General features: G+C 55.3%; 16 protein-coding genes. 10 read left to right on the plus strand and 6 right to left on the minus strand.

The features are described 5' to 3' along the window. Positions 1-5 precede the first annotated feature (5 nt). The 3 genes from FYC48_RS09750 to FYC48_RS09760 form a co-directional block, all read right to left on the minus strand. Positions 6-2333, minus strand: coding sequence for an ATP-binding protein (locus FYC48_RS09750; RefSeq protein ID WP_149496497.1), 2328 nt, complete (start codon positions 2331-2333; stop codon positions 6-8). 449 nt (positions 2334-2782) lie between these two features. Continuing rightward, on the minus strand, positions 2783-2974 hold the full coding sequence (locus FYC48_RS27700; protein WP_160149428.1) for a hypothetical protein: 192 nt from the start codon (positions 2972-2974) through the stop codon (positions 2783-2785). A 666-nt stretch (positions 2975-3640) separates the two neighbouring features. Then, on the minus strand, positions 3641-5143 hold the full coding sequence (locus tag FYC48_RS09760; protein ID WP_149496499.1) for an arylsulfatase: 1503 nt from the start codon (positions 5141-5143) through the stop codon (positions 3641-3643). A gap of 126 nt (positions 5144-5269) precedes the next feature. Here FYC48_RS09760 and FYC48_RS09765 point away from each other — a divergent pair, with 126 nt between their 5' ends. After that, on the plus strand, positions 5270-5908 hold the full coding sequence (locus FYC48_RS09765; protein ID WP_160149429.1) for a PEP-CTERM sorting domain-containing protein: 639 nt from the start codon (positions 5270-5272) through the stop codon (positions 5906-5908). Between the two features lie 106 nt (positions 5909-6014). Here the strand turns inward: FYC48_RS09765 and FYC48_RS09770 are convergent, their stop codons facing one another. The 3 genes from FYC48_RS09770 to FYC48_RS27705 all read right to left on the minus strand — a co-directional run bounded on the left by FYC48_RS09770 (position 6015) and on the right by FYC48_RS27705 (position 8800). Continuing rightward, entirely contained in the window at positions 6015-7337 is a 1323-nt protein-coding gene (locus FYC48_RS09770) for a tetratricopeptide repeat protein (protein ID WP_149496501.1), read from the minus strand. A gap of 306 nt (positions 7338-7643) precedes the next feature. Beyond that, positions 7644-8405: a 5'/3'-nucleotidase SurE gene (surE, locus tag FYC48_RS09775; protein WP_149496502.1), complete on the minus strand. Its 762-nt coding sequence runs from the start codon at positions 8403-8405 to the stop codon at positions 7644-7646. Continuing rightward, positions 8390-8800, minus strand: a complete 411-nt coding sequence (locus FYC48_RS27705; RefSeq protein WP_160149430.1) for a hypothetical protein — start codon at positions 8798-8800, stop codon at positions 8390-8392. The genes surE and FYC48_RS27705 overlap by 16 nt, the downstream gene beginning before the upstream one ends. Here FYC48_RS27705 and guaA point away from each other — a divergent pair. The 9 genes from guaA (at position 8786) to FYC48_RS09820 (ending at position 22504) form a co-directional block, all read left to right on the plus strand. Beyond that, entirely contained in the window at positions 8786-10378 is a 1593-nt protein-coding gene (guaA, locus tag FYC48_RS09780; RefSeq protein WP_149496503.1) for a glutamine-hydrolyzing GMP synthase, read from the plus strand. The genes FYC48_RS27705 and guaA overlap by 15 nt on opposite strands. A gap of 7 nt (positions 10379-10385) precedes the next feature. Beyond that, positions 10386-12062, plus strand: coding sequence for an energy-dependent translational throttle protein EttA (gene ettA / locus FYC48_RS09785; protein ID WP_149496504.1), 1677 nt, complete (start codon positions 10386-10388; stop codon positions 12060-12062). Positions 12063-12074: 12 nt separating this feature from the next. Next, entirely contained in the window at positions 12075-12350 is a 276-nt protein-coding gene (locus tag FYC48_RS09790) for a hypothetical protein (RefSeq protein ID WP_230773420.1), read from the plus strand. Positions 12351-12725: 375 nt separating this feature from the next. Beyond that, a complete protein-coding gene (locus tag FYC48_RS09795) occupies positions 12726-16949 on the plus strand; it encodes a hypothetical protein (RefSeq protein WP_149496505.1) in 4224 nt (1407 codons plus the stop codon). A gap of 310 nt (positions 16950-17259) precedes the next feature. Beyond that, entirely contained in the window at positions 17260-18801 is a 1542-nt protein-coding gene (locus tag FYC48_RS09800) for a rhamnulokinase (protein ID WP_149496506.1), read from the plus strand. A 41-nt stretch (positions 18802-18842) separates the two neighbouring features. Then, complete coding sequence (locus FYC48_RS09805) at positions 18843-19454, plus strand: 5-formyltetrahydrofolate cyclo-ligase (protein ID WP_149496507.1); 612 nt, start codon at positions 18843-18845, stop codon at positions 19452-19454. A gap of 329 nt (positions 19455-19783) precedes the next feature. After that, positions 19784-20800: a ketoacyl-ACP synthase III gene (locus FYC48_RS09810; protein ID WP_149496508.1), complete on the plus strand. Its 1017-nt coding sequence runs from the start codon at positions 19784-19786 to the stop codon at positions 20798-20800. Between the two features lie 337 nt (positions 20801-21137). Continuing rightward, positions 21138-21698: a YqgE/AlgH family protein gene (locus tag FYC48_RS09815; protein ID WP_149496509.1), complete on the plus strand. Its 561-nt coding sequence runs from the start codon at positions 21138-21140 to the stop codon at positions 21696-21698. A gap of 14 nt (positions 21699-21712) precedes the next feature. Then, positions 21713-22504, plus strand: a complete 792-nt coding sequence (locus FYC48_RS09820) for a metallophosphoesterase family protein (RefSeq protein ID WP_149496510.1) — start codon at positions 21713-21715, stop codon at positions 22502-22504. Positions 22505-22508 lie beyond the last annotated feature (4 nt).

The raw sequence follows: 22508 nt of genomic DNA on the forward strand, positions 1-22508 counted from the left end.
GTCGACTAAGAATGGTTAAATGGGAGCATTGGGCCATCGGCGAGCGGAGTATCGAGCGAATTGTCGAGCACAACGTTGGCCGGTCCCGTCGCAACACGAAACGGCTCTGGCAGCCCATGGTGACGGAGTGTCTCGATGGTCTGTGTCGCCATTTGGTCGACGGGAAACGTAAACGTAATGGTGGTGCCGTGGCCGAGTGCGGATTCGATTTGCATCTCACCGCCGAGCTTCTCACAGGAAGATCGTACGGCTGCCATTCCAACCCCTCGGCCACTCGTTTCTGTGACGTGGTCCCGTGTCGATACCCCGTCGAACATCAGAGCCTCGACGAGTTGTTGGTGCGTATTAGCAGGAAGTTTCCGCTGGACAGCCAATTGATGAATCCGTTTCCAATCGATGCCCCGTCCGTCATCGGTGAGTTGGACGACAAAGCGGTCATCTTGAATGGTGGTGCTAAGATCGATCTGACCGCTTTCTGGTTTTTCAAGGCGAACACGTTCTTCGGGGGGCTCCAGCCCGTGGTCGACGGCATTGCGGATGACATGAACGAATGCGGACCAAAATTCACTCCAGTCATCGGGACATAAGCGGAGATCGCCACCCGTGCAAGTGACGTTGATGTCGCCTTTTCCCATCCGCTTGGCGAGAGCTTCGGCTTGCTCTTTGACACGCTTCATCCAGATTTCGGTCGGCTCGAGCCGCCATGAAGCCATTCGTGTCGCGATTCGTTCGTGAGGAATACGATTGAGAACCGAGATTACGGTTTCGTTGTACTCTTTGCAGTGAACTTCAATTTGGTCGCTGTTGTTACCGATGACGCGATCGATGTATTCTTTGACCGAATCCCAACAAGCGACGAGTCGTTCAAGTCGTCCATCTTCGGGGAGTTGATGGAGTTCCTCGACGGCCGATTCAATTTCGTGGCAAATGCGGCCGAGTCGTTCGAGACCGAAAATCGACGCGTTACCTTTGAGAGTATGGATGCGACGGAGAGTCAGGTGAGTATCTTCGGTCGAGTCGCTTTGTAGTGACTTGACCAAGTGATCGGCTTCGCGAAAAAACTCTAAGAACCCCGATTTGTCTTCGGTGATGCGATGAACGATCGACATCATTTCACGTTGGATCACTTCAAGCTGTTCTTGATGCACCGCGGTCGTGATATCTCGGAAGACGACGGCTAGCTTTAATTCGCCGCTGAGGTCACGAATCGGCGTATAGCGAATCGAGAATGTACGTTCATCGTGTTCGAACCGCTGTGGCACTTGATCGAGGGTGACTTCGATCGGCATGACTTCTTCGAACACCTCTTGGAGCGCGAATTCAGTCCAGTCACCGACCGTCGTGTCGTAACGACGAATGAAATCGGGAAGTGTTTCTTTTGGCCCCGGATCGGTCAACATTCGTTTCACCGCTCCGGATCGTTCATCGCTAATTGTTAGATTCTTGTCTATCGTAAAGAATCCTTCTTCGACCGAATCGAGAAGCGTTTGAATGTCTCTGTTTCGATCGGTCAGTTGCTTCAATGTGACCTGTGAGGTTTTGATCGCGCTATTGAGGACTGCCGCGATTTCACCAAACTCACCTTCAGATACAATGTTCAGTCGGGCTTCGAGGTTTCCTTTGGCGACTTGTTTGAGGGTTTGTAGCGTCCACGCGACATGGGTCAGAATCCGACGTGACAGCAGATAGCCGAGAAGCAATCCGATGCCTGCGATCAAGATGTTGCCGACCAGCAGACAAAGCTTTGAGGTGTGGAGTGCTTGGGCGGCTGACTGTTTCTGGCGGCTGACCCGGTCTTTATGGTAGGCCTTAAATTCTGAAACGCTGTCGAACACTTTCTGATGAAGCGGTGGTACCGTTTGTTCAAACAGTTGGTGGGCGTCTTCGGTTGCGAATACCGTGCATTCGTCTAGCAGACGCCAAATCGGAAGATGCGTTTCGACAAGTCGAGGCGTATGTTCTGCGATCGCGATCGCTTTTTCTTTTCCCGGGGACGGAAGCGGCAACCGTTCAAGGCGGTGGGTCGCGGCGAGCAGACGTTGACCTTGTTGCCTCGCTTCCGCCAGATACTGTTGACGTTTGTCGAGGTCGTAGACCGCGACGGCTTTCAGGGTGGCGACGCCCATTTTCGTGAGCGCGAGCTCCGCATCGGATGAGGCCTGAGTGGCCGGGATGCTTCCCGCAACGATCTCGTCAAGATTCGTTTCTACACGTTTGTATGCAAGTAAACAGACAAGTGTCGCGACCATCATCAGTACGACTGGGGTAACGACGATAGTCAGGATTGCGAAACTGGTTCGCTGTAGAATTCGAAAGGGCGAGGGCAACGGCATGGAAGCATAAATCGTGGAGCAAAGGCAGCTATTGATCGATACTACCTTGCGGTGAGCAGTTGACGCCAGAAAGGGGGAAAGACGACGTGGAACTTCGTCTATCTGTCGGCAAACAGTCAAATCGAATTCGGGCAGACAAACGAGCGGGAACCGCTCAGCCAATCCGGTGGACGTTTCGACCGCGTATACGAACTGTGCAATTTTTTGCGCAAATGGTGCGGTGGTTTCGCAGGACCGACGCGTTTGATGGTGACGGTCGATGAGTCCGTCTTCGCTCGGGAAACCGCATTCCAGAATTCGTCAAGTGGCTGTGGGGCAGACGCCTACTTGTCGCTGTGAACCGCAGCAACGGTTCTGTGTTTGCGGTTTCCTGGGATTTTTATCCGACGATTGATCTCTCGATTTTGACGTGGCACATGGGTGGACGTTGAACCGTGTCGTGTAGAGTCTTAAAGCTCAACTTCGGCTGTGGCTATTCGGCAAGCGATGTTGATCGATGTAATACTGTGATCGGGAGATTCCTTGGCGAACGACAAGGCTGTATCGATGAACCAGCGATCTTCGATGCGGTGAAGTTTGTCGTTAAGCAGTTGAATAAACTGAACGGAAGTTGTGACGGATGCTTGATCGAGACCGATCATCGGGCAGACCTGTGTGAGCTGATTTTGACTGCATCCAAAGAGCGTGGGCTCGCAACGGACGAGGATGTGACAGAGCGTTGGCGGGAGTGTTGACGTATCCCAGACGTTCGCTGGAGAAGCGACATCATGGCGGAGCTTTTTCTAATCATTGGTTTGATGATTCTGGGGTGCGGCCTTGGTTTCATGCTTGCGGCGGTCGCGGCCTTTTCGTTTCTTCAAACGGTTTTGATGGTCGTCGCTTGTGGTCTCGCGGGGCTGGTCACAGGTTATGGCACACTGGCGATGGAGGGGCGTTGGCTGAGAAGAAATCGGAGCCGTTTGGCGGATTGTCATGCCGTAAAGCGAAACGCGTCCTCTAAAACAGCTCGTGTTCCCGCTTCAATTCACGTTCCTTTTAAGTCACGCTTGAACCGGTTTCTAAACCGTAGCGATTCGCATGCCGAGCATGAACGGTCTGATCCCAGGTCGGCGATGCCATTTTGGAGCCGATTTCGAATACATGCAGGTCAGCCACCGAAATCGGTCGCCGAGATACGCCGAATTCTCATGCTCATTCGACGGATCTTGCGGAAAACCGATGACCGGTGACTCGGCAAAGCCGTCGCGGCAAAAATTCCCGGGATAACGCCAGTGAACGATGACCTCGCGTCATACAAGGTTCGCTTCTCAATCGGATTGAGAGTTCTCTGGTAGCGAATCGGCTGTTATGGCGTTTTCTGGGATCCAACCGGATTTGTCTCTCTGCCGTTTAATTGCCCAGGCTTGCTGAGAAACTTTGATGCGTTGCTCCGATCGACCGTTCAGAGGCCAATTGGGATCGGGCCTGTGGGCTTTGGCGAAGATCGATTCTGCTTTGGAAACGATGCCAGGATGTTTCGCGGCGATATTACGGGATTCACCAGGATCGCGGTCGAGGTTATAGACTTCGATCGGTTTGTCAAATCCGTTTCGGACGGCTTTCCACGAACCAAATCGAGCCGCTTGAGAAGGCAGATTGCCTTCGTGCAGTTCCCAGTAGAAGTAGTCACGTTGAGGTGCGTCACCGCCTTTGAAAAAACTGACCAGGGAATGACCATCGGTTTCGTATCCTTGTGGAACGTTCGCGCCGGACAATTCAACAAACGTTGGCATTAGGTCCCAAAACGCCCAGGGTTGATCACTCACCCTACCTGCGGGGACGGCGCCTGGCCACCATGCGATCGCGGCTTGTCGTAGCGCACCTTCGTACATGCCACGCTTGAAACCACGAAGACCATTGCTCGCTTGGTCAAAACGTTTTCCGATTTCGGATTGGCTATTGAACGACGAACCATTGTCGCCGGAGAAAACGACCAGAGTGTTTTCTGCAATGCCGGTATCTCGAAGTGTTTGCAGAAGTTGACCGACATCGGAGTCTGTTCGCGTAACTTGGGCGGCATAGCTTTTTTGTTTTAGCGTCCAAGGTTTGTCAGCGTACTCACCCAAGTCATCGATTTCGTGTCGGCCATGTGGCAGGGTGATTGCGTAAAAGAGCATGAACGGTTCGTCCGCATGATCTTTGACCCATCGGATCATGGCGTCCTGGATCAACGTTTGGGCGTAGGTTTTTCCGATGGTGCGTCCGTCGTTACCGGGTAAGGCGAACGGTTGAGCGTCGTCGTACAGGTACGTTGGGAAGTACGAATGGGCGTGGCGTTGGCAGTTGTATCCGAAGAAGCGGTCCACACCTTGGCGAAAAGGATCACCGGTGGTTTCGAAAAAGCCCATTCCCCATTTCCCAAAAGTCGATGTCGCATAACCGGCTGACTTAGCGACTTCGGCGATCGTGACAACGTCGGTCGGGAGCGGTAGTTGGCCTTCCGGTGGAACTTCATAGTTGCCTCGAACGGGGCAGTGCCCGCTGTGCAACCCGGTGAAGAAGGAAGAGCGACTGGGAGCGCAGACCGTGGTGCCGCAGTAGGCTTGGGTGTAACGCGTGCCTTCGGCGGCCATCCGGTCCAGGTGCGGTGTCGCGATCAGTTGCTGTCCGTAGCACCCCAGGTCTCCCTGGGCCACGTCATCGCTGAGAATGAAGACAAAATTGGGGCGGTCGGCGAGCACACGCTGCGGAATGGTCAAGGGCACGAGGATCGCACTGCAAAGTGCGACGAGGAGAAAGAAAACCCGAAGGTGTGGTGTGGGGTAATGCATCGGCGTAGGTCTGGGTGGGGTGTGAGTCACCGCGTCTTGGAAAACAATGAGTCGCGGTGGACAGGCAGAGTATCTAAACTAGGGGCTCTTCTCATCCCTCGCAAATACTTCTCCCAAGGGTTTCCAATGATTCGATTGATCATGGCCATTCTGGCGATGTCGATTTTGTACGATTCGACGAAAGCAGATGTTGTGACCTTGCCGGACGGAGAAGACTTGGTCCCTGTGGACGAAGCCCTGAACGAATACGAATTCGCTGATAGTTACCTGACGCCTTCGCAGCTGGGAGCGTTTGGGATCGGAGACACGATTGTGGAAGGATCCATCTTGAATGCGAGTATGAGTGACGAGGATGCGTTCACGTTTCGCATTGCCCCGGGGACGCAGCTCGAGTCGATCACATTGGATTACGCCACTGGAGCGACGCGGCATTTCTTCGGTTTGGATACTGGGACCTCGCTCACCTTTCCGGAGAATTATGACGGACAATCACTGTTGGTCGCACACCTGTTCTCGGACAGCGACAGTGGAGCGGATTTATTGACCATTAACACTCCGGGTGACAATTACAACTCTATCGCGCCCCCGGGACCGCTTGGGGCAGGCGATTATTCGGTGTGGATACGCGAGACGGACTTAGAGGATTTTGACTACTCGATGACTTTTCGAGTTTCTGCGGTCGCGATCCCTGAGCCTTCTGCATTGGCGGCGCTGGTCAGTGGCGGCGTCGTTGTTGTACTGCGACGCCGGTCTCGACAATCGTGATCGTAATCGCAGCGGGTGTGCGGACGAGATTGAAGAGCTAACGTCGGCCAGTCGAGCGAACGAAGCTGTTTTAAATAGCAGCTGTTTATCTGTTGCACTGAACGCCTCACTGAGGTCGTGCAGTCACGATCAGGCCTTCAACCGCTCGGCCACGTTCCATTCTGAGAGTGTCTTTGACGATGCTCGTTACTCGAAGCCCGGCCTGTGTGACGGCCGATTCGACGTACACTTCGTTGTGTTGGTAGCGACCGTTGGGCAGTAGCCGATAATCGTGATCAAGGTTGGCTTGTTCGTCTTCGTGAACGAGGGCTAGGTTTTCAGCCGTGAACACCAATGTTCCGGTAGGGCTGCAACATCCCGCGGCAGCAACGAGCACCTCGTTGAGGTCGCCAAAATAGCAGAGCGTGTCGCCGATCGCGATCAGATCGAAATGATCGTCAATCGACTTTAGAAATGCTGTCAGTTCGCTTTCGACCAAACGATCATACAGACCCGTTTGGTCAGCCAGTTTTAACATGTCGGGCGACAGGTCGATGCCGGTAAGAGACTTGGCGAAGGGGCGAAGCACCGGAGCGCACAACCCAGTCCCGCAACCGGCGTCGAGAACGATAGAGCTGCCATCCGGTTCGTATTCGTTTGACTCGATCGCTTGGCGAATCAACTCGGGAACACCGTACCTAATCCGACGAAGTTGTTTTTCGTAAGAGGATGCAAAGGTTTCATCAAACGTATTGAGAACATAGTCGTCGTCACACCGCGGAGGGACATGTTCGCCCGTGATTCCCGCGATCATATGCCGCGGGATCGGATTATCGGGCTCGTGTTCGAGCCACTCCCGCCAGACGCGGAGGGCATCGTCGTATTCGGTGAGGCCGGCAAACGTGCGGCCCAAGTTATCACGCGCCGAACTGAAGTTTGGTTCCAGTTCGATCGCCTTTTCGAAAGCGGCGATGCAGGCTTTGTAGTCGCCGATATCCTCCAGCACGTTGGCAAAATTGAATTGTACGATCGCTTCGTCGGGGAAACGCTCGGCAACCTCCCGAAAGTGCTCCGCCGCCTCATCGGTTTGTTCTTCGAGGACGAGACAGTTGCCGAGATTGTTGAGTGCTTCGAGCATGTCCGGTTCGATCGCCAGAGCGGCTCGGTAGGCATCGATCGCTTCGCCGGTTCGTTCGAGGTTGCTCAGCAGCAGTCCATGGTTGTAGCGGTAGGTCGCCGAGTTGGGTTGCAGCTCAATCGCACGCTCAAAACAAGGCAACGCTGTTTCAAGGTCGCCGGACTGGGCGTGTAAGATACCACGCAGGTACCAAGCCGGTGCGTGGTCGGGACTGTCGGCAAGTACAGTCTCGCAAATCTGTTCGGCTCGCCGTTGCTCGCCTTGGCGGAGTGCATCGAACGCATCCCTGAGTGGCGTGGGGGACTCCGTCATGGTCGGCTCCGGAAGAGAAGATCGGGTCAAGGCGGTGGTGAAGTGTCGGGCCGTAGCGGCAACGGTCGCGTACCTCGGGGGTAAGCGGCACGTCGCAGAGGGCGTTGCAGTTCGAGAGGACTAACCGATGCTCAAACGCTTGCTCCGCTACCTGAAAAGAAGACGAATCGAGAGTTTATTGTATCGATTTGAACTCGGGTTGTGATCATCAGCCATAGGCGTGGGACGCGTGTACCGCGGCACAACTGTCGCGATGGATTAATACTCAAATCCAAAATCAAGAGAGTTCGTAGCGCAAGATGCGGTCTAGATCTTCAAATCCCAGGCTTTCATTTCTTCGGTGGCACCGTGATCGGTCATGTCGAACTGCAAGCACGAAAGCGTGACGTTGCCACGACGTAGTTCGGTGACGTCGGTTTGTTCTTTCGGTGGTTCGTCGGGTTCCTGCCAGAGTGCCCAGTAGTAATCGCGACCACCGGGATCTTGGCGTTTTTCGTAGCGGTTGCCGTATTGTGCCAATCCCATCGGAACGATCGATAGCTCGGTCGGCGATTCGGTCGCTTGGGTTGGAATATTCAAATTGAAGAGTTTTCCCTGGGCGTCGGGGTTCTTTGCGATGCCGCTAATCACGTTTTTGGCGATCACCGCTGCCGACTGAAAATCTGCATCGGGATCGTACTCCAAAGAAACCGCGACGCTGGTGGTCCCGAAAAACGCGCCCTCGATCGCCGCGGCAACGGTGCCGCTGTAGAGCACGTTGATACCCGCATTCAGTCCGCTGTTGATTCCACTGACGACGAGGTCAACCGGATCATCTCGTAGAAGTTCGGCGATCGCGAGTTTAACACAGTCGGCCGGACTACCTTCGACGGCCCAAGCCCAATGGCGACCGTCGCGGTGAATCGATTTGCCGACCAGCGGCGTCAGATAGGTGATTGAGTGCCCGACGCCGGATTGTTCGGTCGCCGGCGCGATCACGATCACTTCGCCGAGATGCCGCAATTGTTGTTCGAGAGCGGCGAGGCCTGGGGCAAATACCCCGTCATCGTTGGTCAATAGAATTCGCATGATGGTGGTGGCAAGAAAGCTTGGTGGTTAGTAAAGAGTTGTTTGCGAGGGAAAACGTAGGGCGACGGATCGGATACCAATGGGACGACTTCCTGCCGACCGAGACGAAACATCCCGTTCGAGCGATCGCCGGCGAATTCGGTCTGGACGGTGTTGATCCGCCGCTCATTTCGCACGTCCAGATTGTCGCGATCGCGAGGGTGGTGAAAAGGCTGGCTGGTACGGTGACTGACTTGCCCCGTAGCGCCAATCGATGACTTTCGGCCGAACAGGGAGAAACCTTGGTGGTTAGCCCCTTGGGTATTTTCGAAGCATTTTCTAAACTCCACCTTTGGCATTGACGATGCCGCTTCGGTTTCCTTAACCCAACTGACGCCCGCATGAGTGTTTCGCACGCCCAAGATCCTTCGGCGACGACGAATAGCTCGGCACTGACCGACCAGCGAATTGTTGTCCTGGATTTTGGATCGCAATATGCCCAGTTGATCGCCCGCCGAGTCCGTGAGCAGAACGTTTACTGCCAGATCCTGCGACACGATTTGTCGGCCGCGCGGATTGCCGAACTCGCCCCGAAGGGCATCATTCTTTCCGGCGGTCCTTCGAGTGTTTATCAGGACGGCGCGCCGCAGTGTGATCCAGAGTTGTTCAAGTTAGGCATCCCGGTGCTGGGGATTTGCTATGGCATGCAATTGGCCTGCAAGGCGCTGGGCGGACAGGTCGACAGCACGACGACTCGCGAGTACGGGCACGCCAAGTGTAAAATCGTCAGCGGCGAAGGGCTGTTCGAAGATCTTCCCGGTGAAATCGACGTGTGGATGAGCCACGGCGATCAGGTGTCGTCGATTACGGAATCATTTTCGGCTTTGGCGAAGACGAGTACTTGTCCGTACGCGGCGATTGTTCACAACGATTTGCCCGTTTACGGGATGCAGTTTCACCCCGAGGTCACGCACACGCCGCTGGGTGGAAAGGTGCTCGCCAACTTCGTCCGAGGGATCTGCAAGTGCGAACCGAACTGGCACCTAAGTGACTTCGCGGAACTGACGATCGAGCAGATTCGCAAGCAAGTCGGCGATCGACGCGTGATCTGTGGGTTGAGCGGTGGAGTTGACTCGTCCGTCGTCGCGGCCCTGCTCTACAAAGCGATCGGAAGCCAGCTGACATGCATTTTGATCGACAACGGCCTGCTCCGAAAGAACGAACAGTCATTGGTCATCGACGAGTTCTCCAATCACTTTAAGACGGATTTGCACGTCGTCAACGCAGAAGATCGGTTCCTGGCGTCGCTGGCCGGAATCACCGAGCCACAAGAGAAACGCCGCCGAATCGGTCACGATTTCATTGAGTGTTTTAAAGCCGAGGCGGAGCAGATCGAGAACGCTCACTTTCTTGCTCAGGGGACGTTGTACCCGGACGTGATCGAAAGTGGCGCCGATCCCGACGGCCCGGCGGCGACCATCAAGTTGCATCACAACGTCGGCGGATTGCCCGAGGAACTTGGGTTCGAGCTGATCGAACCATTGCGAGATTTGTTCAAAGACGAAGTGCGGCGACTTGGGTTGGAATTGGGCTTGCCTGAAAAGCTGGTGTGGCGTCACCCGTTCCCCGGCCCTGGGCTGGCGGTACGATGTTTGGGCGAGGTGACTCGCGATAAACTGGTCGTTTTGCGGGCGGCCGATGCGATCGTGATCGAAGAAATCGAAGCCGCGGGATTGTATCGCGATACCAGCCAGACGTTCGCGGTGTTGTTACCGGTACAAAGCGTCGGTGTGATGGGCGATGCGAGAACTTATGACAACGCGATCGCAATTCGGAGCGTCAATACGGACGACTTTATGACTGCCGATTGGAGCCGGTTGCCGTATGATCTGCTGGCCCGAATGAGTACACGGATTATCAATGAAGTCCAGGGTGTGAACCGAGTCTGCTATGACATTAGCAGCAAGCCTCCTGCGACAATCGAATGGGAATAGGATTTCTATGGGTCGTCAATTTATCTACCAAATCGAAGGGCTGACAAAGAAGCATGGCCAAAAGGTCGTGCTCGATGATGTTCACTTGGCGTTTTACCCGGGAGCGAAAATCGGCGTTCTCGGGCCCAACGGGGCCGGTAAGTCAACGCTGATGCGAATCATGGCCGGTCAGGACACCGAGTACGATGGGACCGCGCGTCTGAGCAAAGGTTTCACCGTCGGCTATCTGGAACAAGAGCCTCCGCTGGACGAAACAAAGACGGTTTTTGAAAACGTCCAAACGGCCGTGGCCGAACGTCGCGCGATCGTCGATCGTTTTAACGAAATCAGCATGTTGCTCGGCGACGTCACCGACGACGACGAGATGCAGAAGCTCTGTGACGAAATGGCATCGCTGCAGGACACGATCGATACGTACAACCTTTGGGAGCTAGATCGCCAAGTCGAGATGTCGATGGCGGTCATGAATCTGCCTCCCGGTGATGCGGACGTGACCAAGCTTTCCGGTGGTGAGCGACGTCGCGTCGCGTTGTGTCAACTGCTGATTCGCCAACCCGATTTGTTGCTGCTCGATGAGCCGACCAACCACCTTGACGCCGAGTCGGTGTCTTGGTTGGAGCAGCACCTGGACAAGTATCCGGGGACGGTCGTCGCTGTGACGCACGATCGTTACTTCCTGGACAACGTGGCGAAGTGGATTTTGGAAATTGACCGCGGGCAAGGCATTCCTTTCGAAGGCAACTACACCGCTTGGTTGGAAGCCCGTAAGAAACGGATGGAGTTGGAGCAGCGGCAGGCGAAGGCTCGCGAACGAACGTTGAGCCGCGAGCTGGATTGGATTCGCATGAGCCCGAAAGCCCGCCAGGCGAAAAGCAAGGCGCGGATCAAAGCTTACGAAGATCTTGCGTCACAGACGTTCGAGGATCGCCCCGACGAACTGGAAATTCAAATTCCCTCCAATCGTCACCTCGGCGATTTGGTCATCGAAGCTAAAAACGTCGATAAAGCGTTCGGCGAAAAAGTCCTCGTCAAAGACCTGTCGTTCCGTTTGCCGGCCGGTGGAATCGTCGGAGTGATCGGGCCCAACGGCGCAGGTAAAACGACTCTGTTTAAAATGTTCACCGGCCAAGAACCCCCGGATTCGGGTGAGTTCAGGGTCGGTGACACGGTCGACCTCGGCTACGTCGACCAAAGCCGCGATTCACTTCAAGACGACAACACCGTATTTGAAGAAATCAGCGGCGGACACGAAACCATTGATCTTGGCGGACGGAGTGTGAACGCGCGAGCATACGTGTCGCGTTTCAATTTCCGTGGCCCTGATCAGGAAAAGAAAGTCGGAAAGCTTTCCGGTGGTGAACGAAATCGCGTTCACCTTGCCAAGCTCCTCCGGCGTGGTTGCAACGTCTTGCTTTTGGACGAACCGACCAACGACCTTGATGTCGATACCTTGCGTGCCCTCGAAGAAGCGATCATGAGCTTTGCCGGCTGTGTCGTCGTGACATCGCACGACCGCTGGTTCCTCGATCGCCTCGCGACGCACATCCTGGCCTTCGAAGGCGACGGGAAAGTGTATTGGTGTGAAGGAAACTTCGAAGTTTACGAGCGAAACTTGCGGGAACGGTTGGGCGAAGATCCCGATGCCGTCAAGCAAGCTCGTTACAAAAGCATTCATGCCGGATAGAGCCGGCACTTCATGGCTTCGTCCTCGGAGCCAGGCCACTGCAGGAGCGGTGGTGATTCGTTACTCGCATTCACTTTCGGAAACATGACGATTCTCCGCGTAGGAACCAACGAAAAGTACTCCAATAACTGGGACGACATTTTTGGAGGCGCAAAGAAGAAAAGCACCAAGAAAAAGACCACCAAAAAGGCGGCCAAGAAAAAGGCAACGAAGAAGGTAGCGGCAAAGAAAACTACGAAAAAAGCTGCTAAGAAGAAGGCGACGAAGAAAAAGAAAGCCAAAAAGTAAGGCTCTGCCGAAACGCAACTGCGGGGCACAAATCACTTCGCGATTCGGTTCGCCCACTTTGCGATCGGCCTTCATTTTGAGACGATGTTTCCGGTGCTTTGTTTCATTGTGATTTTGCGATTCGTCGAATGGCGATCGCCACCGATGTGCCGCAGTGGACGGGGATCAAACCCGTCGCTGACGAGCTGTATCAGTCAGCTTGGTTTAGACAAAGCACTGGACCTATCCCACCTATCGACATGAAGCTTGGGCGTTGTTGGGTCGCTGTGAAGCGGGCAACGACTCTTGAGGTAGAGACACTGATTGGTCTTGATCGAACATTCAAGGCCTGAGCTTTCGCGGTCGACTCAATCCTTACGGTAACCATTCGCCGCTATGTCCATCGTTCCCCCACCAGAGTCGCTCGATGATTCTCTTCGGCGGTTAGCGGGGTATCTGAACTTTTCCGGCGGGAGCAGTGACCCGGCCATCGCGTCGCTGTGGAACGAGGCATATCATCATGCCAGTCAGGGGAATCCGTTAACCGGTACACCGGCATGGTTGGTGCTTCATAACTGGATCGAACAGACGCTGGAGCGGTTGTCGCTTAGCTCTGCCGGGTTCGAGGACACATCGCAAGCATCCGACGTGTCACGACTGTTGCTCAGCCAGCTCTTGCCGGCGTACATGGATTACCACCGTGACCTGTTATTTCACCAAGAGCCGGAAGTCTTATTCAACGGATTCTTCTTCGCCCGCGCGTCGGAGATCTTATTAAATCTGTACAGCGAGCACCGATCCGAAACCGATGACGACCAGTCGGTGTTGGAATCCGGCGTCGGCGCTGCGATGGTGCACGAAGCGATCTTGTTGCTCAACGATTATGTGGGCTATCGGCCGGTCGCGATCTTAGAAAATCGACGTTGCCAACCTTACGAGCACGAATTCGTTCGTCCGATCCCGTTGTATGTCCGCGGCGCCGGCGTCTCGGCGGGGCCGTATTATCAGTTGATCACTCGAGCGGTAGAGATCCTCAACGACACCGATGCTTCAATACTGCGGTCGGCATCGTTTGAGTTTGATGAACTCGCCGAGTTATCGCTCGATCCACGGGCCTACGATTTCGACCATCCCGTCAACCGCCGGCCAAACTATCATTTCGGTGGTTGGGATGAGCGGAGCGTCACCGAAGAGGGCTACTACAGTCGGTTCGTGCTTCGCCAAGTCACGCTCGATTCGCTTTTAGCGCGGGTGACTGAGTTCGATCTCGTTTCGCAGCAAGGTTACAGTGAAGACGAGTTATTGACCGAGGCCGCGACAGTCCTGGCGGGAACCATTCTGATGGCCAGCGGGATCAGTGGTTGGGGGCCGGCCGCGTACTCGGCCGACGTTACGCTCGGCAAATTGATGAAGCCGATCGCAGAATATCGCGATGCGTTCTATCTCGATCGTCTCAACCGGCTTCGTGGCGAACATCATGAACGATTGGGGGAAGAACAGCAGGTTCGAAAGCAACCGTTCGGGGCCGCACGTCAACATTTAAACGCGGCATTGGCCGAGCGAAGGGCGGCCCAGGTTCAGCACGTTCAACTGGCCCGACTTTACGCGCGGATGGGTTATCCCGATGCGGCGACGCGTCAAATTGATGTCGTCCCCGCAGCATCGGCGCGCATGATCTGCCGCATCGATTGCGAGATTACGCTTGGATTGCGAGCGTTACGTTCCGGAAAGCTAGACGTGGCGCTTGAAGTCGCGCCGCGTGTTTATGATCTGATTCATCGGGCCATTGAATGCGGAGCTTTGGCGGATCCCTGGGACTTAATCGGATTCGCGGGGCAATTCAGTCTGCACCCCAGTCCCGACTGCAGTGTCCATGATTCACGTGTCGACGATCTTTTGTATCTGATCGATCAACTGTTCAGTTACATGGCGCGCGTGTGGAGTGAGTCGGCGGCAAGCAACAACATGGAGTGCTACGAAGCGGTCAGCACGCTGTACCGAGACGTCGCCCAGTGGTGGCGAAACTTTGGTGCCCACACCGTCGAATCGCTTGAGGCGGCCGACCCGTTGGAGTCCTATGACAGTGCAAAGATGGTCGCGCGGGCACTGCGGATTTGGCACGAAGGCGGTGCGGCGGCAGGCGACGTCAAGTTCTGGGCGCCCCATGCGGACTTTTTCGATTCACCACGGGCTTACGCGTTGGTAGTGACGGCACTGCTTGAACGCAATGACTTCTTGCCTTCGATGGCGCTGTTGATTCATTGGCTTGGCAACGCCGGAGAGATCGGACTGCGGCAAGGTGGTAATTCGTTGCCGCGGTTGGCCGAACGTTGGCTGATGAAATTGCGCGGCACCGATGACGAACTATCGGCGGGGGACTTGGTACCTTCGACGCTCGCCCCGGAGCAAGTCTGGCCGATGGCCCGAAAGTGCTTCGATTACTTACAGGCCAACGCCGAAGATTTTTACCACGCCCCACGTTTTTCACTGGTCGATCAACCAGAAACGCCGCGCGACTGGGATCGAGAACTCGCCGGTGAGATGGATGACGAGTCGGAAGACGATGTCTTCAGCGCTGCTTACGAAAACGTTACCTATCAAGACACCACCGACGACGGTGTGGAAGGGTCCGTCTTTGAAGGCGGAGGCGATTCGGGAAGCCACACCGAATTAGAGGCCGAATGGAAACGGCTGATTGACCGCCTCGCTTTTCTGCAGTCTTTGGCGCGCATGTGGGCCGTCGCAGCGGACATCGTGATGACCGATCAGGTGACCGATGACGAAAAACGGGCAACCGACCAGCTTGATGCGCTCCGTGAATGGGCCGAATGCGCGAAGCAAAACCGAATCGGTCTGTTGGAATTACTCGACGCAGTGCGTGCGTATAAGATCGCCGCCGCCGGCAGCGACCGAGATTCGATGCGCGAGTACGATCGCAGCCGTGTGCTTCGTGATTCGTTGATGGAGCGAATTATTGGGACGGCGGTTGAGATCAGCGACGCACGACGGCTGATTTGTGGTGCGATCATTGCGCATGTCGACCGGCATGAAGTTTTGCAGCGTGAACAGAGCGACAGCGAACTCGGGTCCCAGGAAGCGGGACTAGACGAGATGTCCGCCGATGACGTTCAAGCGGTCCGATTGTATGCTTCGCTTATCTCTGGAAATAAGGAAACCACACGCAGTCTTTTTCCGGAATACATTGAAGCGATCAGTCGCGAGAACTTGCTTTATATACCGTTGTCTCGAGGCGGCGACCCGGTCAAAATTTTTGTCGCCCGGCTACGTCAGCGAGTTCTACGTCACCTGATGCATTGGTTGCCACGCCGCGGCCTGGTCAGCGAGGCTTGCCGGCTGATCGAAGTGTCGCGGTTGATGGAGCAACAAAATAGCGTCGGTATTGGTGCGGTCACCGAGTTCGATAGCTTGTTCTGCGATGGCTTTCGAGCGATCGTGGGGGCCGTGATCGAGTCGGTGCGGCACGAAGTCGGAACGCAACCGGAGACCGATGAGGTTGCGGAATCCGAACCGGAAAACCCAACCGGCAAATCGCTCGCGAAAACTTCCCGTCGGCGCGTGCAGGACGAGGATACCGCCGGAGATGTCTTGATCCCATTGATCGAGCGGTTGACCGAAACCATGCTCGGCTCCTGGTTGGCCCACAGTCAAACGCTGCGATTGTCGCCACTGGAAACCGTGACAGACCGTCTTCAGTGGGATCGTTTGGTCGCATTCATCAGGGTGTACGGCGATCCGATCTTCACGCAAGTATTTTTGCAGCTTGGACACGTGCGAGCGATCCTGCACCAGGGTGTCGCCGATTGGTTGCAACGTGTACTCGAAGAAGATGATCCGCAGGTTGCCGAAATGCGGCTATTCCAAGATTTGGAAAGCGGGGAATTACGAATGGAGCGGGCGCAACGCTGGATCACGTTGGTCTATGAGTCATTGATCGATCACCATTCGGAATACCAAGACTACAACAGCACGACGACGCAGAGTGACCGGGGCGATTTGGTTTACATGTTTCTCGATTTCCTGCGACTGCGAGCAGGTTACGAGCGGATCGCGTGGAATTTAAAACCGGTGATGTGGGCTCACGAAGTCCTCGTCGGAGAAGGGTTGGAAAATGCCGCGATGATGTGGCGGCGCAGTCTGAGCGAACGCATCGGCGCCGAAGCTGACAAGTTCGTCGATCGTTTGCGAATGATGCAAAAAAGCTATTCGATGCGGATGCCGACGGTCGCCGACCGAATACTCGAACGGTTTGTTCAACCAATGACGATCGCCCGTATGAAAGCGTTGGTCCTACCGGCAATGCAAGACGCAGAATCAGGAATTGATTCGTCGAGGTTTGAGTTGCTGGAGGCCGAGGCCGAACTGCTTTCGCGAACGCCAACTGGCGCCGGGTTGGACGTGCCCGCGTGGCTCGCCGCTTTAGAAGAAGAAGTGGATCGCTTGGCAAAGCGGAACGCGAGTAGCGAAATCGATCCAGAAACGTTAATGACGATACCGATCGATCCGCTCAGCCTGCAAGAAATGGACGAGCAACTCGACATTGCCCAATCTCAGGGGCGTGCACTGCCGCACATGCGGCAACGCAAAAAGGATCAGCAGTAGGCAGGCGATCGTGCTGTTTGACACCGCCGTTCGTCACGTCGTTGTGTTAAACGATCTCCAACACACCCGTGGGCCCAATCCGTTGGCGTTGAGGGTGTGGTGAAACCATATAGAAAGCAGGACCCGAGGCCACCGCTATCGGCTGAGTATGTCGGCATTCATCGGTTTCCGGAGAGTTACCGACGAGGCCTTTTGTTGAGCCACAATCATGTGAATGACGGTCACGTGCTCCTGTCGTGACGCGCCGTTCTGCTATGATCTGTCGCTGAATTATTTGCGAAGAACACCGATAGAAACGCGACCCATCGCCATGACTGAAAAATCTGTCCATCTCGCCGTCGATCTTGGAGCTAGCAGCGGGCGTGTGATCGCGGGTTGGCTTGACGGTGGAAAGTTATCGCTAGAAGAAGTCCACCGCTTCGCCAATGATCCGGTACTGATCCAGGATTCGCTTCAGTGGAATGTGCATTCGCTATGGGCCGAAATTCGCGAAGGCTTGCGAGTTGCAGCGGGGAAGTACCAAGCGATCCGTTCGGTCGGCGTCGACACTTGGGGAGTCGATTACGTGTTGATCGATCGCAACGGGCAGCTCGCCGGTCCGGTGCGAAACTATCGTGATTCACGAACACAGGGCATGTTGTCTCGCGCGTGCGAACGAATGGGTGGAGGCGAGGCCGGACGAGCGGCGATCTTTGCCGCGACTGGCCTTCAGTTCATGGAAATCAACACGCTGTATCAACTTTTTGCTGCCGCCGAACACGGTGAGCGGTCGCTAGAGATCGCCGATCACTTTTTGATGATGGGTGATTTCTTTCACTGGCTGCTTTCTGGCAAGCGAAGCATCGAAGCGACAAACGCGTCAACGACTCAGATGGTCGATCCTGCGACGGGACAGTGGCAAACGTCGATGTTGGAGCAGCTTGGCATTCCGACGCGTCTGTTTGAGCCGACGGTGCAGCCGGGAACGATTCTTGGCCCTGTCCAAGCCTCGGTCGCCGAAGCAACGGGACTAAAGGACGTACCGGTCGTTGTGCCGGCAACCCATGATACTGGATCGGCGGTCATTTCAGTTCCCGTCGATGACTTTGCCCCAGAGCAACCGAGTTGGTGTTACATCAGTTCGGGAACGTGGTCCTTGATGGGCTGCGAGCTAGCGAGTCCTCGCGTCAACGAAGTTTGTTCACAGCTGAACTTTACCAACGAAGGCGGCGTCGCCGAAAGCACACGGCTGCTGAAGAACATCGGCGGGTTGTGGATCTTTCAACAGTTGCGAAAGTCAGTCCAACGGCAGGGTAGCGATGTGTCGTGGGAACAGATGGTACAGCAAGCAAGCGAAGCTAGCGAATTCGAATTGCTGCTTGACCCCGACCATCGTGCTTTCGTCGCCCCGCAAGATATGCTGACTGCGATCAAAGCGTTTGCCAGCGAGACGGGACAACCAGTACCTGAATCCAACGGTGCGTTTTATCGAGCGGCACTGGAGGGTCTGGCCCTTCGTTATCGGGTCTGCTTAGGAGACCTTGAAACACTTGTCGGAAGCCGAATCGAAACGATTCACATCGTCGGCGGCGGGACGATGAATGCGTTGCTTTGCCAAATGACGGCCGACGCATGCAATCGAACCGTTGTGGCGGGACCTGTCGAAGCGACCGCGATCGGCAACCTCGTCATGCAGATGATTGGGACCGAGGTTATCAAGAGCGATGCTGATCTATCTGCGACGATTCGAATGGCACGTGGGATTGTTCGTGAGAGCTTTGCAGTGCAAACCTATCAGCCGGAAAACCCTGACCGGTGGGACGGTCCCGCGGCGCGGTTCGTAGAGCTAGCCGGTCACGGTGCGTCGGCGTAAACCGGGTTCGCTTCGTTGATGCATCAAAGGAGCTACGTGCGATGAGCGTTCAGTCTGAAAAAGATCGTCTGCGACAATCAGCCCGTCAGGCTCGCCAAACCCAGCCCGATCGAGAGCGGACGAGCGAAGTCATTTGCCAGCGGTTGAATGAGATCGAGAGCTTTCAAAACGCAGTGACCGTTTTGTGGTACGTGGGAGCGCGCGATGAGGTTTCGACCATCGAATGCATCTCACATCAACTGCAGGATCAAACGGAATGCTTGGGACCGACGCGAAATCACAAACGCGTCGTTGTGCCCTATTGTGAGGGGGATGATCTGTGTCTGTTTGAGCTGCTGGCGGTCGACGAACTTCGCCCTGGTGCCTTTGGAATCCGAGAGCCAGCGGTAGAGCTGCGGGGAACTCCGGCACGAATTCTCGATCCGTCTGCGATTGACTTCGTCGTCGTTCCTGGGCTAGCGTTCGATTTGTCGGGGCGGCGGTTGGGATATGGACGTGGATTTTATGACCGAATGCTCAGTCATTTACGCCCGGAGGTCGACAAAGCGGGCTTGTTGTTTGAGCGTCAGATCGTTGAACGCGTGCCGACGGATGATCACGACGTGCAGATGGATTGGCTGGTGACCGAGACGCGATTGCTGCGTTGCCGATAATCGTCCGTCCCCGATTTGTTCGGCCTTTGATGTTTAGATGGGCTGGTTGGTGTCCCGTCGCCCACCTTGAGCGAGGTGTTCAATCGATTATCGGATTAGCCTTACGCCGTTAGCCACGGTTGCGTTTTCGTCACGAGTTTTCGTCCTTGGGGGCGAGAGCATCGCGGTTGATTCATCACACCCGACTTTTTTCCGATTGAAACGAAGCTCCCATCACCATTCGGCGTTCGCGTCAAGCTTTTCCTGGGGGTCCGCGCCGCAAGGCAAGATTGGTACCCTTTGGCGGCATAGAACCAGTGTCGCTTCCGCCTACTCTTTGGATGCTGAAAGTGCCCCACGCCTGCCTTGGCCCCATCTCAGTTCATTTGCCCGAACGTGTCGAAACGAACGAGCAACTGCAAGAAAGCTTTCCGAACTGGGATTTGTCACTGATCGAAGAAAAAACGGGGATTAGGCAGCGGCATATCGCGGCGGAATCGGAAACATCGAGCGACCTGGCTGTCGCGGCTTCCGAAAAGTTGTTTGCCGATCACGATATCGATCGCGGTTCGATCGATTTTGTTCTTTTTTGCACTCAGACTCCGGATTATCCGCTACCGACGACGAGCTGTCTTATTCAGGATCGGTTGTCGCTGCCGACGTCGTGTGGAGCGCTCGATTTCAATTTGGGGTGCAGTGGGTTTGTCTATGGCTTGGGGATCGCGGACGGTTTGATCCAAAGCGGCGTCGCCCAACGGATCCTGTTTCTGACCGCGGAAACGTACACCAAGTACATCGACGACGCTGATCGAAGCTTGCGGACAATTTTTGGTGACGCGGCGGCCGCGACGCTGATCACCGCCTCTGACGAACGGTCGATGTGGGGGTTCAAATTTGGCAGCGATGGAAGCGGCGGCGACATGCTCTGCGTTGGTGATGGAGGCTCCCGACCGGAGAGCGATGCGATCCGTCCACGTCACCGGAAACGTTGGAAAAGTCGGCTGTATATGGACGGGCCGAGTTTGATCAATTTCACCGTTGATGCGGTTCCTCGAATGATTGATCAGATTTTGCAGGAAAACGCACTGTCCGATTCGGATGTCTCGATGTATCTAATGCATCAGGCGACCTGGAAGATGCTTGACCAGTTGCGACAGCGAATGGAAGTCGAACCGGGAAAAATCCCAATCGAGTTATCCGACGTCGGGAATACCGTTTCGTGTACACTGCCGATCCTGATCGATCAGTTACGACAGACTGGTCGGTTAGACGCGGAATCCGTTAACATGCTGGTAGGTTTCGGCGTCGGACTTTCCTGGGCCGGATGTTTGTGGAAAGACGTGTGGGGCCGGACGAAGGCGGTCTAAGGTGACCACTTGATTTCCGAGGCGGCGGCTGTCCGTGGGCGATTCCGCAGCGCTCGCAACTGGGCCAAAACAAACCCAGGGACAGACAATGCGGTAGGGAGTTTCGTGAAGGCTGTACCCTACTTGATCTGTGTCGCCGCGAAGTGGTGTGCGTCCGAAGTGGCAACACTGCAAAACGAAAACACTGCAAAACGAAAACACGGTACAGATCCATCTTCCGCGTCGGGGAAGGTGAATGCGAGAGAACAACGTCAACAACCGTCAGCGAGGGATCGAGTTTCGATCGATCGAAATGCACTGTCTTGGCCGTACCCACCTGGCATGAGGGCTATCGGGGATGTCTGAATCATTAAGCGGGAGACTACTGATTGCGTCTCCCTACCTGAGCGATCCCAATTTCATGCGGACCGTAGTCTTGATTGTCAATCATGACGATGAAGGTGCGTTCGGTTTGACATTGACGCGGCCGACCGCGAAACGATTGAGCGAGGTGATTGAGCTATCGATGCCGTCGGGTGCGATTCGCGAAGACGACTTTATCTTTGAAGGTGGACCCGTCGAGGGGCCGCTGCTCGCGATCCACGATCTCAGTGATATCGGAGCGCCGATTGACGAAGAAGGCTCTGGGGTTTGGCTAACCGGCGACGAAGACCAACTTCGGTTGCTGCTTCAACGAACCGATGCAAAGGTGCGATTTGTCGCCCAGTATTCTGGTTGGGGGCCGGGCCAGCTTGACACGGAAATGCGATCCGGGGGCTGGTTGGTTGGTCGGGCGGATGCCAAAACGGTGTTTTCCGATCCGGATCAAATTTGGGAATCCGCCGTCAAGCGTTGCGGTCACGAAATCCTTTCTTCGATTTCGCCTGGATTACAGTTTAGTGATCCATCGGTGAACTGAATTTGGTTCGTTTCATGCGTCGTTTCGTGATCGGTGATATTCATGGTTGTTCCAAGGCGCTACGGACGCTGATCGATACGATCTCTCCGACTCCGGAGGACGAATTGGTGTTCCTCGGAGACTACGTCGATCGCGGGCCCGATAGTCGCGGGGTGATTGACCAACTCGTCGATCTGCAATCACGCTGCCAAGTCGTTGCGCTGCGCGGGAACCACGAGATCATGCTCTGTGGGGTGGCATTCGGTGATCGGCCCGCAGAGATGTGGCTTAACTCCGGTGGAAACGCGACGGTGACCAGTTACGGCGGGTCGCTTAAAAAAATTCCGGCGTCGCATGTGAAGTTCTTGCGAGGATTACTGCCGTACTACGAGACGCAGAATGCGATCTTTGTCCATGCAAACTATGATCCCGATTTGCCGATGGAAGCGCAGCCGGATGATGTCCGCTACTGGACCCACTTGGTTCGAGCACCCCAGCCACACTGTAGTGGCAAGCGGGTGTATGTTGGGCACACCCCACAAGCAAACGGAATGATACTCGATCTCGGGCATCTCGTTTGTATGGACACGTATTGCTTCGGCCACGGTTATCTGACGGCGATGAACGTCGGAACCGACGAGTGCATTCAGGTCGACAAAAAGGGGTTTCGGCGAAAGGTCCCTGCCGAGGCTCTGATTCAGTTCATCGGGCAATCGTTTCGATCCGCGCGGTCCTGGATAGCTCGAAGACGCGCCGTTGATGTTTCTCCCCCACCACTGGAATCCGAATCGGAACCGTCGACACCAGGCGAAACACCGGCGGATTAATTTG

It is taken from the genome of Roseiconus lacunae, assembly GCF_008312935.1.
Lineage (GTDB): Bacteria > Planctomycetota > Planctomycetia > Pirellulales > Pirellulaceae > Stieleria > Stieleria lacunae.